We start from the raw sequence: 12,359 nt of genomic DNA, 5'->3' as shown, positions 1-12,359 counted from the left end.
GTGGCGGCGAGTTCAGCCTGCGAGGCGGCAAGCTGCTGCGCCAACTGGGCATTCTCGACCTCCATGGCGGCGGCCGTCGCCATGCTTGCCGCTACGGCGTCCTGGAACGCCTGAATGTCGGCGGCGGTGTACCCGGCCACGCCGCGCTGCCAGCCGCGTTTATTGAAGCGGTAGGTGAAGCCCGCCGTAGCGCTGAAACCGAACATGTAAGAACCGTCCATGGCAACGGGGCTCACCCGCGAAGGTGCAATCAGCCCCTTCAGCTCGATGTTGAAGTCGAACGACGGCGAAAGACGGAATTTGTTGAGCCAGCCGAGGGTGAAGGCGAACGACTGGTGCGTGCCCGTCAGGTTGTCCTCGTGGCTCGAGTCGGTGAAGTTCGACGCCATATATCCGAAACCAGCGAACGGCACGGCATAATAGGCGCGGTCTTCACGGTAACCGCCCACCCAGTTGGAGAAGTTGAGCATGAAGTCCGTGTGTACGAACAGGTAGGGCCATGTCATCTTGCCCTGCGCCGCATCGTAATTCGCGAACCTGCCGCCCTGCAGCTGAATGCGCATACCGGTCACCGGATGGAACCATTTGGTGAGCCCGAAATTAGCCTCGAAATTGATTCGGTTGCCGAAACTGCCCGGGTTGGTTCCGTTGGAAAGTGCCGTACCGGCACCGGCTCCAACCGTTATTTCCCAGTTATCCCAGAAACCGTTCGATACGAAACCGGCGAAGCTCGGTTTTTTAGGCGTGTCCTGCGCCCACGCAGACGTAGCCAGTGCCACGGCTGCAAACAATAGAATAAGTTTTTTCATGGTCTGTAATATTTAATCCCAAAAGTAAAAATCAGTCGTCTTCAGAAACCGTTAATTAACAGGCCATAACACAAAAACAGCGCCGAAGTCGACAAAAAAAGGCTGAAAACGTATGTCTTCAGCCTTTTACATTCAGGATTAAATCCTTACGGAATCAACCGCACTTCGAATAGCCGCACGACATGCAGGTCAGGCAGCCGTTCTGGTAGGCCATATTCTCCTGTCCGCAGCTCGGGCATTTGCCTTTCGACTTGGTGCCGTCGACGATATATTGCTTCAGCGCACGGCATACACCCGTCTTCCAGGTGTTAATCGACTCGCTGTCCAGATGCAGCGATTCGATCAGCGACACGGTCTTTTCAATCGGCATGCCGTGGCGCAGCACGCCCGAAATCAGTTTGGCATAGTTCCAGAACTCCTCGTTGAACAGGCGCGAGATGCCGCCGATGGTGTTCGTATAGCCGTAACGGTCGGTGTACTGGAAATCGTAGCGTTTGGTACCGTCCTCCTCGCGTACCTTTATAATAAAGCCCGTGGTAATCTTGCGGGGAATATACATGGCGTCCTCCTCGATTTTACCCGTGAAGACCTCGTAGGGGCGGCCGTCCTGCAGGCCGACGAACGCAATCCAGTCCTCGGTGCCGTTCTTGAAACGCACGATGTCGGCCGGAATCGATTTGGGCCGTTTCGGCGCCTCGCCGGGATGCTCCTCGCACTTTTTCTTCTTTTTCCTGGAGTCCTTTTCGAGCAGCACGCCGTCGCGGCAGCCGTCGCGGTAAACCGTGACGCCTTTGCAGCCGCACTCCCACGCCGTGCGGTAAACCTCCGCCACGAGCGCTTCGGAAACATTGTTCGGCAGGTTCACCGTCACCGAAATCGAGTGGTCGACCCACTTCTGAATCGCGCCCTGCATCTTGACCTTGGCCACCCAGTCGATGTCGTTGGCCGTAGCCCGGTGATAAGGCGAAGCCGCCACCCACTTGTCGAGTTCGGCATCCGGAATCGTCGCCAGCTTCGACGTATCGTACCCGTTGGCCTCCAGCCACTTCACGAAGTTGTGGTGGTAGACGTTGTACTCCTGGAACTTTTCGCCCGTTTCGTCCTCGTAGTCGACGTGCGTATCGTGATCCGAAGGATTGATCTTGCGGCGGCGCTTGTAAACCGTGCGGAACACCGGCTCGATGCCCGACGTGGTCTGTGACATGAGCGACGTGGTGCCCGTCGGGGCAATCGTCAGCATGGCGATGTTGCGGCGGCCGACTTTCTCCATCTGGGCATAGAGTTCCGGATCGGCCTCGCGGATGCGGGCGATCATCGGGTTGTCTTTCTCCTTCGAAGCGTCGTAAACCGGGAACGCACCGCGCTCGGCAGCCATCTTCACCGAAGCCCTGTAAGCGGCGACGGCCAGCGTCTTCTGCACCTCGACGGCGAATGCAATCGCCTCGTCCGAGCCGTACAGCAGCCCCAGCGCAGCGAGCATATCGCCCTCGGCCGTAATGCCGAGTCCGGTACGGCGGCCTTTGCGGGCCATCTCGCGGATTTTCTTCCACAACTCCAACTCCACGCGGCGCACGTCCTCGTCCTCGGGATCGTCGGCGATTTTCACGATAATCTGCTCGACTTTCTCCAGCTCGAGGTCGATGATGTCGTCCATCATGCGCATGGCCTTGTCCACATGCTCGCGGAACTTGTCGAAATTGAACTTCGCGTCTTTTTTGAACGGATTGTCCACATAGCTCAAGAGGTTCAGCGCCAGCAGGCGGCACGAGTCGTAGGGACAGAGCGGAATCTCGCCGCAGGGATTGGTCGACACCGTCACGAAACCGTCGTCGGCATAGCAGTCGGGAACGCTCTCGCGGATAATCGTATCCCAGAACAGCACGCCCGGCTCGGCCGACTTCCATGCGTTGTGGATAATCTTGTCCCAGAGTTTCTTGGCGTCGATGTCCTGTTCGTATTTGGGATTGTCCGATTTGATGGGGAACTGCTGGTGGTATTTATTGCCTGCAATGGCGGCGCGCATGAACTCGTCGTCGATCTTAATCGAAACGTTCGCCCCCGTCACCTTGCCCGTGTCGACCTTGGCGTCGATGAAACGCTCGGCGTCGGGATGCTTTATCGACAGCGAGAGCATCAGCGCACCGCGGCGGCCGTCCTGCGCCACCTCGCGCGTCGAATTCGAGTAACGCTCCATGAACGGCACGATACCCGTCGAGGTAAGGGCCGAGTTGAGCACGGGGCTGCCCGTGGGACGGATGTGCGACAGGTCGTGGCCCACGCCTCCGCGGCGCTTCATGAGCTGCACCTGCTCCTCGTCCATGCGGAAAATACCGCCGTAGGAGTCGGCCGGATGCTTATGGCCGATTACGAAGCAGTTCGAAAGCGAAGCCACCTGGAAATTGTTGCCGATACCCGTCATCGGGCCGCCCTGCGGAATTACGTAACGGAAATGGTCCAGGAGGCCGAAGACCTCCTCCTTGCTCATCGGATTGGGATACTTGCGCTCGATGCGCTCGATCTCGGATGCGATGCGTTCGTGCATCTGTTTGGGCGACGTTTCGTAAATATTGCCGAAAGAGTCTTTCAGGGCATATTTGCTGACCCACACCGTAGCGGCGAGGTCGTCCCCGTCGAAATACTTTTTCGACTCGGCGACAGCATCGTTGTAATTGACCTTCTGCGGCGCCTCGGGTTTTGCGGCTTTTGACATGACTATATTCTATTATTCAGATTTTTAGCGGCGATCCGGACAAAATCCGGTTCTACAAAATTGATTCTTTTCCGTGGAATAAACCAGCGCCCCGCACCAATTTTATCCACAAATTATTTACAAAAAGGCAAAATATGCGCCCCACGTTTATGGGGCGCACATTTCTTCCGGTGGCCTGCCGGACGACGGCTATTTCGCGGCTACGGCGTCGATCTCGACCAGCGCCCCCATGGGGAGCGCAGCCACCTGGTAGCACACGCGGGCCGGCATTCGGGCGGTGAAGAATTCGGCGTAAACCGCATTCATCGCGGCGAAATGGCCGATATCCTGCAACAGCACGGTCGTCTTTACCACGTCGTCGAGCGTATATCCGCCCTCTTCGAGGATGTGGCGCAGGTTCGTGAGCGACTGGCGCGTCTGGGCCTCGACGCCCTCGGCCATCTTCCCGGTCGCGCCGTCGATCGGAAGCTGTCCCGAAACGTAGAGCGCGCCGCCGGCCTCCACGGCCTGCGAATAAGGTCCCACGGCCTTGGGCGCATGGGGCGATGCGATGATCTTTTTCATAGCGGGGTATTTTTCAAATTTCATACAAAGGTACGATTTTATTCCGTATATTTGCACAACGCATTTATATAATATATGATGAAAATTCTGCTGAAAATCGCGGCCCTCGCCGCCGCTGCAGCCCTTGTCGCAGGGTGCTGCAACTGCCGCTCCTACCAGAAAAAGACCCGCCGGCCGCTCGTCGGCACCCAGTGGCAGCTGATCCAGCTGGACGGCAAGACCATCCAGCCCGAAGAGGGCAAATTCACCGTCACACTGCTCGCCGACGACAACCGCATTACGGGCGTCGGGGCCTGCAACCGCCTGATGGGCAAATACGAAACGACCGAAAAAGGCGCACTGAAAATCGGGCCGCTGGCCTCGACGATGATGGCCTGCCCCGGCATGGAGCAGGAGAACGCATTCGCCAAAGCGCTCGAATCCACGACCCATTACGATATGGACGGACCGATGCTGCTGCTGTTGAGCGACGGCGAGTTGAAAGCCGTCTTCCAGGCCAAGCCCTGAAAACCGGGACGCCCCTTTGCAGGGCCACTCCCCAATGCATCCACCCCTGCCGCAGAGCATAGCGGCAGGGGTGGATTTTATTTCGGGAGGGCAGCCGGGCAATGCCGCCCCGCATCCCGTCAGGAGCCGCTACCACTCACCGCCGGGCCCGTTTGCTTTTTCGGCACGCCGAACCGTTCGCGCTGCATCTGCTCGTAAACCTCGCCGCGCAGGCGGCGGAGCACCCCGAGTTCCTGCTCCTGCCGCCCGATGTCGGGACAGCGGTCGCGCAGGGCGCGCATCGTGTCCGAATAGGATTTAAAAAGCGGCCCGGTCGGCATCATGCGCCTTTCGGCTTTGTAATAGTCGAGCAGCAAACGCACCAGTGCGGTATTTCTCTCCCGTTCGGCTTCGCGGTACTGCCGCAGGAGCGGTTCGTAATTTTTATTCTTTTTGCGCAGGCGCTCGTACATCAGGTTGTACTGTTCCTTGTTGGCATTCCGGCGTTGCGGATCGTCCACCCCTTTGAGCGCTATATACTCCTCGTGGATGGCTTTGTATTTGGGATCGCCCTGCAAAATCTTCGCATAGGCTTCCGACGCGGCCCGCAGCCGCTTGCCCAGCGCCCTGATCTCCGGCACCGTATCGCACACGGCACGGTAGTCCAGCCCGGGATAATTCATTATCGCAGGCGCAATGCGCATTTCCCGCACATAATCCAGGTAACATTCCCAGATAAGGTAGTTCAGTTCCAGCGATTGCTGCGCAATTTGTTCGTCGAAGCGTACGAGTTTCTCCCCCGCACGCTCCGGTTCGGGGCCCTGCGCCCCCGCGTGCGCCGCGGAAAGCAGGACGGCCGCCGCAAACAGCATTCCCGTGATACGTTTCATGGTTTCAATTTTCGGTTCATGGAATTTCGCGTATTGCCGCACTTCGGGGTTCGGCATGCGATGTAAAATTACTAAAATCCGGAAAAAAGCGGGCAATCCCGCAAAAAAGGGAGCGGACACGGTGCCCGCTCCCTTTTGCGTTTGCCGCACCGCCGCTTATTTCAGGTGCGGGTTCAGGCTGCGCCACTCTTCGACGGGCGGAACGATGCCCATCGAAATCACCTCGTCGCGCAGTTTGCAGAGGTGGCCGTAGCTGTCGGCCAGGGCCTTGTTCTCCTCGGCCGTGCCCCTGACGTTCTTGTAGCTGACGCCCTGCTTCGTGATTTCGGTTTCCATCGCCATCAGGATGTGCTTGAACTCGTCGTTGTGCACGAACACCCCAGCGGGATAAACGAACGGCTTGCCGCCCATCGCCGCCGCAATCATGCAAATCGACAGGTAGGCCGGACTCTGGAACGAGGAACGTCCGCGCAGGTCGATGATGTGCTTGCCGCCCTGAATCACCCGCTGCTGCAAATCGTGCCAGTCGCCCTCGGGCATCTCATGGCCGATCAGCTCGGAAAGGGGCCGTCCGGCGACGAGCGTCGTCGAAGCGAATACGGCCATCTGCTCGCCGTGGCCGCCGTAAGTGCGGCAGTTGCGGATCTCATCGGGCGAAATCTTAAAGTATTTGGCCAGTTCGCTGCGCAGGCGCGTGCTGTCCAGCGCTGCGAGGGTCGAAAGCTGCGACGGACGGATGCCCGCATAAATCAGCGTCACCAGCCCCGTGATGTCGGCCGGGTTGAAAACCACCACCACGTGCTTCACATCCGGGCAGTAAGCCTTGATGTCCTTGCCGAACTGTGCGGCGATTTCCGTATTTCCCTTCAGCAGGTCTTCGCGCGTCATGCCGGCCTTGCGGGCAGCGCCGCCCGACGAAACGACATACGCGGCATCCGTAAGCGCCTCTTTGATATCGCTCGTCCAGGTGATGTTCACCCCCTCGAACGCGCAGTGGTAAAGCTCTTCGGCCACGCCTTCGAGCGCCGGAGCATACGGATCGTAGAGGCAGATGTTGGGCGTAAGGCGCATCATCAGCGCCGTTTGTGCCATGTTCGAGCCGATCATGCCGGCCGCGCCCACGATCGTGAGCTTGTCGTTTGTCAGAAATTCCATAACTGCAATATTTTTTTATCGGTACAATCCTGTACCCGGGTCTTTCTCATTGCCGCCGGGGCGCAACCCGGCGTTTGCGTGCGCCGTCCGGCGTTCGGGCCGGGCGGGTATCCCTGCCCGGCGGCGTTTCACTCCGGCAAACACCGCTGTATATGCCGGCATCGCTGTCCGGCCGCGGCTGCCTGCAGGCCGGTGCCGCCGCATGGCCGTCGGACAGCCACTTTCCAAGCCGATGGCAATGCATGGGCGGTGTTGTTTCATGGCCGGCGGCACAGCACGTGCGGTGTCGCCGCACGGGCGGCGCATTGTCAGGCTGCCGTCGTCAGGCTGCGGATTCCCGGGCCGCCAGGCAATGCGTTTCATGTTTCGTACCATTTTCCGCCCTGCCGCTCGCCGGCCGTTGCCTTTTTGCCCTGCCGTGCCGTCCAGCCGCTCCCGGACGCTCCCGATCGTCAGGCATCCCGGACAGCCCCCTCGTTCAACCCCTCCCGATTATCCGCCTGGCAGGTCACTCGACCTCCCGGCGGTTGCGCAGAGCGTGGGTGATGGTCAGCTCGTCGACGTATTCCAACTCGTCGCCGAAACCGATGCCGCGGGCGATGGAGGTGACTTTCAGCCCGGGAAACTGCCGGAGCCGGTTCATCAGGTAGAAAAGCGTGGTTTCGCCCTCGACCGAGGTCGAGATGGCGAGAATCACCTCCCGGATGCCGCCGGCGGCGATGCGCCCGGTCAGCAAATCGATTTTCAAATCCGACGGGGAGATACCCTGCATGGGCGATATGACGCCGCCCAGCACATGGTACAGCCCCTTGTACTGCCGCGTATTCTCAATCGAGAGCACGTCGGCGACCTGCTCGACCACGCAGACGGTCGTATGGTCGCGCTCCGCGTCGGCGCAAATCGGGCATATCTCTTCGTCCGAGAGGTTGTTGCACTGCGCGCAGTATTTGATTTCGTTGCGGAAACGGTCGATGCTCTCCGTCATTTCGGCCACCGACTCCCGCTCCATGCGCAGGATGTGAATCGCGAGGCGCAGCGCCGTGCGACGTCCCACCCCCGGCAGCTTCGACAGCTCGCCGACGACATCCTGTAAAAGTTTAGACATTCAGATTGTTTCGATTTTCCGGCATTCGAGCCACCCTTTCTTGCCGTCGGCAATCACCACCTCGCACCAGCCGTCGAGGCGGTCGGTGATGGTCACCACCGTACCTTCGTGCAGCACGAAGAGGTCGGTCGCCGATTTGTCGGGCGAACTTTTCACGGCGGTCGAGGCGGTCATCACCACGGCCGACCTGTCGTCGAGCATCTCGCGGCGCTCGCCCAGCGCGAACCACGTCGTGAGCATGAACAGCAGCGCCGCGACGACGGTGCCGTAGAAGCCCGCCTTGCGCAGCGACAGCCGCTGTGCCAGCAGGTAGACCAAAAACAGCGCCAGCATGCAGGCCAGCAGCGCGAGCGACAGGACGCTCCACGCCGTGCAGCTCATCGTATGGCGGATGCCGCGCATCCACGTCACGAGGAAAAACTCGGGAATATCCTCGATATTATCTTTCGTGCGGGCTTCGGCGACGCTCAAGTTGTAACGGATGTCGTCGTTGCCGGGTGCCAGCCGCAGGGCCCGGTTGTAGAAGAGGATGGCCTTGCCCATGCGCTCCTCCTTGAAGTAGGCATTGGCCAGGTTGTAATACAGTTTCACGGAGCCCACCCCGCGGGAGAGTATCTGTTCGTAGGTTTCGGCTGCCTTGTGGAAATCGCCGTTGATATAAGCCGTGTTGGCCGTGTCCCACAACTGGGCCGCCGTCGGCTGCGCAGGGGCGCCGGCAGGTTCCGCCGCGGCCTGCACCAGGCTGTCGGCCGGCTCCTGCGCATGGGATGCGCCGCAGCCCAGCAGCAACAGGAAACATATAATCGCTCGTTTCATTGGCTGTTGAATTTTATTCTTCGTTTGCAGTGCCCGGCATAGTCGGCCCGCAGCTCCCGCACCCGCTTAACGCAAACGTTGTCATCGTTTTATCACCGCTTCGATACGCGAAATAATATCCACGCCCTCGCCGTACACCTCGCTCATCTGCGCCGATGCGGCCGGCGAGTACTGCGCCTCGTCGCACTTGGTGATGATGGCCGTGAAGCGCTGCGACGCCTCGGCCGACACACCGCGCTTGTGCAGCTCCTCGCGGACGTTCTCTTTGGTCAGGTTGGCCACGGGAATGTTGAACTTGTCGCTCATATAGCCCCACAGCGCCCGGAGCATCTCCTCGTAGAAAGCGTGGCGGTTCTGCTCCTCCATGTACCGCTTTGCGGCCCGGAAACGCTGTACGGCGACCTTGTTGGCCCGCTTGCCGCGCACCAGGGCGGCGTTCTGCGACTCGCGGATCTGCTTGCGCAGCGCCGCGTAAATCATCGCAAAGAGCACCAGTATGCCGAAGAGCAGTATCCAGTAAAGCGTGCTGAAAAGGAACGGCTCGCGCACGGGGCGCAGCTGCGCATTGCCCAGTTTGATGAAGCGGATGTCCTGCCCCAGCAGCTTGACCTCCTCTTTCGACATGCCGCGCCCCGGCACGACATAGGCGTCGCCGCCTCCCTTGGTGTCGGGCGTGATGTCGAGCGCCAGCGGCTTCGAACGCAGTGTCATGTACTGCATCCGCGCGGGGTCGAAGTAACTGAACTCCACGGGTTCGATGTCGTACGTGCCTTCGGCGCGGGCGATGAAGGGGTATTCGAACTGCCGGTAACCGGAAATGCCGGCCGCCGAGGTGTTGATCGACTCGGTGGTCTTGACGTTGTACTGCTCGAACGAACTCGGCAGCGTCAATTTGGGCGCCTGCACGAACGTGAGGTTGCCCGTACCGGAAATCTTCACGGTGTAGGTCGCCGCGGAGTTCGCGGCCAGCCGTTCGGGAGGCAGCGCGGCGTCCATCGTGAACGTCCCCACGGCACCGCTGAAGCTGGCGGGAGCACCCGCCGGCAACGGTTTGACCGTGATGTTCAGCTGCGGGCTCTGCACCTTACGGGGGACATTGACGAAGTCGTGCCCTCCCCCGAAGAAGGGGTCTGCGTTGCGGCGGCTCTGGATGATGACCTGCGCCACGGCGGTCAGCTCGGCAGGCTCGATGGTGAGCGTGCCGGCCTGCTGCGGATAGAGCAGGTACTCCTTGGCCACGAGCGTTTCGTAGACTTTGCCGTTGTAAGTTTCACGCTGGCGGCGGGCGTTGTCCGTATTGAGTTCCTGCGCCCAGAAACCGTTGAACGAGGGGAACTTCACCTCGTCGTACCCTACGACCGGCACCCGTTCGTAAAGCTTGAACGTCACGCGCAGGGGTTCGCCCTTGTAGACCGACGTGCGCGACACGATGGCCCGCAGCAGGATGTCGTCCTTGGCGACCCGGCTCTGCGCCGAATTGTCGCCCGCAACCTCCTCGCGGCGCTGCGGCTCTCCTTGCGGAGCATTCGCCGCCGGGGCCTTGCCCTCGTCCACAATCTCGATCGGCAGCGGCTTGGTACGGTAGGTCGTACCGTCGACCGCAATCTCCGCAGAGCCGACCGTAACGTTGCCCTCGGCCTGCGGCAGCAGCACATAGGTGATTGTGTAATTTATCACCCGTGTCATCGCATTGTTGACAATCTGAATCGACTGCCCCCGGGCCTCCGCAGGCCCGGCTATCACGTCGAACCCCTCGAATGCGGGAGCCTTGAACGTGCCGTCGTCGGGCATGGCGTTGAGCGCGAATTCCACACGGAACGGGGTGCCCACGGCGACCGTCAGCGGCGAAGAGGCCTCGAAAGTGACTTTCTCGGCAGCCGATGCCGAGAAAATCGCCAGCACGAGGAGCGCCGTCAGGGATATTTTCGCAATGATATCTCTCATTGAGCTTTACAATAAAATCTCTTTCAGATTTTACAACGTAAACTTTTGCCCGTTAGTATTCCGCGGGCCGGTTTTTAATGCTTGAAATCGGCAAAAAAATCGTTGCCCTTGTCGTCGACGATGATGAATGCCGGGAAGTTCTCGACATAAATCTTGCGCACGGCCTCCATGCCCAACTCGGGGAAGTCCACGACCTCGACCGATTTGATGGAGTTCTTCGCCAGGATCGCAGCCGGGCCGCCGATCGAGCCGAGGTAGAAACCGCCGTACTTCTTGCAGGCGTCGGTCACCTGCTGCGTGCGGTTGCCCTTGGCCACCATCACCAGCGAACCGCCGTGCGACTGGAACAGGTCGACGTAGGGATCCATGCGTCCGGCCGTCGTGGGGCCGAACGAGCCCGAAGCCATGCCGTCGGGCGTCTTGGCCGGGCCGGCGTAATAGACCGGGTGCTTCTTGAAGTACTCGGGCATCGGCTTGCCTTCGTCGAGCATCTGCTTGATGCGGGCGTGTGCGATGTCACGGGCTACAATGAGCGTGCCCTTCAGGTTCAGGCGCGTTTTAATCGGGTATTTGGTGAGTATCTCGCGCACCTTGTCCATGCCCTCGTCCAAATCGATGTCCACGGCCGGCGACATGGCGGGAGCCTGTGCGGGCAGGAAGCGCGCCGGATTCTTCTCCAGCTCCTCGAGGAAGATACCCTCGGGCGTGATTTTGGCCTTGATATTACGGTCTGCCGAGCAGCTTACGCCGATGGCCACGGGGCACGAAGCCGCGTGGCGCGGGGCGCGGATTACACGCACGTCGTGCACGAGGTACTTGCCGCCGAACTGTGCGCCGACGCCGCTCTGCTGGCAGATTTTGAGCACCTTCTCCTCCCACTCCAAATCGCGGAAGCAGCGGCCTCCCTCGTTGCCCGACGTGGGCAGCTCGTCGAGGTAACCCGCCGATGCCTTTTTCACGGTCGAGAGGCACATTTCGGCCGACGTGCCGCCGATGCAGAGGGCCAGGTGGTACGGCGGGCAGGCCGACGTGCCGAGATCCTTGATATGGGTCTTGATGAATTCGGTCAGCGACTTCTCGTTCAGCAGCGCCTTGGTCTGCTGGTAGAGGAAGGTCTTGTTGGCCGAACCGCCGCCCTTGGTGATGAAGAGGAATTCGTACTCCATGCCGGGGTGGCCGCCGTAAATGTCAATCTGCGCCGGGAGGTTCGTCCCCGAGTTCTTCTCGTCGGTCATCGTGAAAGGCACGACCTGCGAGTAGCGGAGGTTGCGCTCCTTGTAGGTTTCGTACACGCCTTTGGCGATGCATTTCGCATCGTCGGCGCCCGTATAGACGTCTTCGCCCTTGTGGCCGATGCAGATGGCCGTGCCGGTATCCTGGCAGGTCGGAAGCTCGCCCTCGGCCGCAACGACCTGGTTGAGCAGCATGGTGTAGGCCACGAACTTGTCGTTGTCGGTGGCTTCGGGGTCTTCGAGGATATTGCGCAGCTTCTGCAAATGGGCGGCGCGCAGGTAGAACGACACGTCGCTGTACGCGGCTTTCGACAACAGTTCAAGGCCCGCAGGGTCTACTTTCAGTATCTTACGCCCGTCGCACTCGACGACCTTTACGTAATCTTTCGTCAAAAGACGGTACCGGGTTTTGTCTTCCCCCACGGGGAACGGCTCCTGATAGATGAAGTCTGCCATAATGTTGTATGTTTATGTTATGTTTGTTCTCGTCAAATAACCCATGTCCGGACAAATGCCGTCCGCGCCGGAGCCGCATGTATACTCCGCTCCGCAAGGAGCGCCGTACACGGACGGGCTCCGCTGCTCCCCCAAATGCGCAGGCCGCTGCGGCAGGCCCCTGTCCTGTCCCGCCCTTCCGCCGCGGCAGAA

General features: G+C 60.1%; 10 protein-coding genes. 1 reads left to right on the top strand and 9 read right to left on the bottom strand.

Annotation, left to right across the window (positions count from 1 at the left end):
* The 3 genes from QZT71_RS10525 to QZT71_RS10515 all read right to left on the bottom strand — a co-directional run.
* The coding region (locus QZT71_RS10525) for an OmpA family protein (protein ID WP_295915862.1) at positions 1–809 on the bottom strand (809 nt) is incomplete at its 3' end.
* 154 nt (positions 810–963) lie between these two features.
* Positions 964–3,519 carry an adenosylcobalamin-dependent ribonucleoside-diphosphate reductase gene (locus QZT71_RS10520; protein ID WP_295915860.1) on the bottom strand — a complete coding sequence of 852 codons (2,556 nt, stop codon included), beginning with the start codon at positions 3,517–3,519 and terminating at the stop codon, positions 964–966.
* 189 nt (positions 3,520–3,708) lie between these two features.
* Positions 3,709–4,083: a RidA family protein gene (locus QZT71_RS10515; RefSeq protein WP_295915859.1), complete on the bottom strand. Its 375-nt coding sequence runs from the start codon at positions 4,081–4,083 to the stop codon at positions 3,709–3,711.
* A 78-nt stretch (positions 4,084–4,161) separates the two neighbouring features.
* On the opposite strand from QZT71_RS10515, the gene QZT71_RS10510 reads away from it, so the two are divergent.
* A complete protein-coding gene (locus tag QZT71_RS10510) occupies positions 4,162–4,590 on the top strand; it encodes an META domain-containing protein (RefSeq protein WP_363150622.1) in 429 nt (142 codons plus the stop codon).
* 119 nt (positions 4,591–4,709) lie between these two features.
* On the opposite strand, the gene QZT71_RS10505 is transcribed toward QZT71_RS10510, so the two are convergent.
* From QZT71_RS10505 to QZT71_RS10480, 6 genes are all read right to left on the bottom strand, one after another.
* Positions 4,710–5,459: a hypothetical protein gene (locus tag QZT71_RS10505; protein ID WP_295915854.1), complete on the bottom strand. Its 750-nt coding sequence runs from the start codon at positions 5,457–5,459 to the stop codon at positions 4,710–4,712.
* Between the two features lie 156 nt (positions 5,460–5,615).
* Positions 5,616–6,614, bottom strand: a complete 999-nt coding sequence (locus tag QZT71_RS10500; RefSeq protein WP_295915852.1) for a malate dehydrogenase — start codon at positions 6,612–6,614, stop codon at positions 5,616–5,618.
* 508 nt (positions 6,615–7,122) lie between these two features.
* Positions 7,123–7,719, bottom strand: a complete 597-nt coding sequence (gene recR, locus QZT71_RS10495; RefSeq protein WP_295915849.1) for a recombination mediator RecR — start codon at positions 7,717–7,719, stop codon at positions 7,123–7,125.
* Positions 7,720–8,535: a tetratricopeptide repeat protein gene (locus QZT71_RS10490; protein WP_295915848.1), complete on the bottom strand. Its 816-nt coding sequence runs from the start codon at positions 8,533–8,535 to the stop codon at positions 7,720–7,722.
* 81 nt (positions 8,536–8,616) lie between these two features.
* The gene (locus QZT71_RS10485; RefSeq protein ID WP_295915846.1) at positions 8,617–10,479 is read right to left on the bottom strand and encodes a BatD family protein; all 1,863 of its coding nucleotides are present in this window, start codon (positions 10,477–10,479) and stop codon (positions 8,617–8,619) included.
* Positions 10,480–10,553: 74 nt separating this feature from the next.
* Positions 10,554–12,167 (bottom strand): fumarate hydratase, encoded by a 1,614-nt coding sequence (locus QZT71_RS10480; RefSeq protein ID WP_295915844.1) that lies wholly within the window; start codon positions 12,165–12,167, stop codon positions 10,554–10,556.
* Between the last annotated feature and the right edge of the window lie 192 nt (positions 12,168–12,359).

The organism is uncultured Alistipes sp. (assembly GCF_902388705.1).
In the GTDB taxonomy this organism is placed as follows: Bacteria; Bacteroidota; Bacteroidia; order Bacteroidales; family Rikenellaceae; genus Alistipes.
Note: the sequence above shows the minus strand (reverse complement) of the source record. Positions and strands in the feature narration are given on the sequence as shown.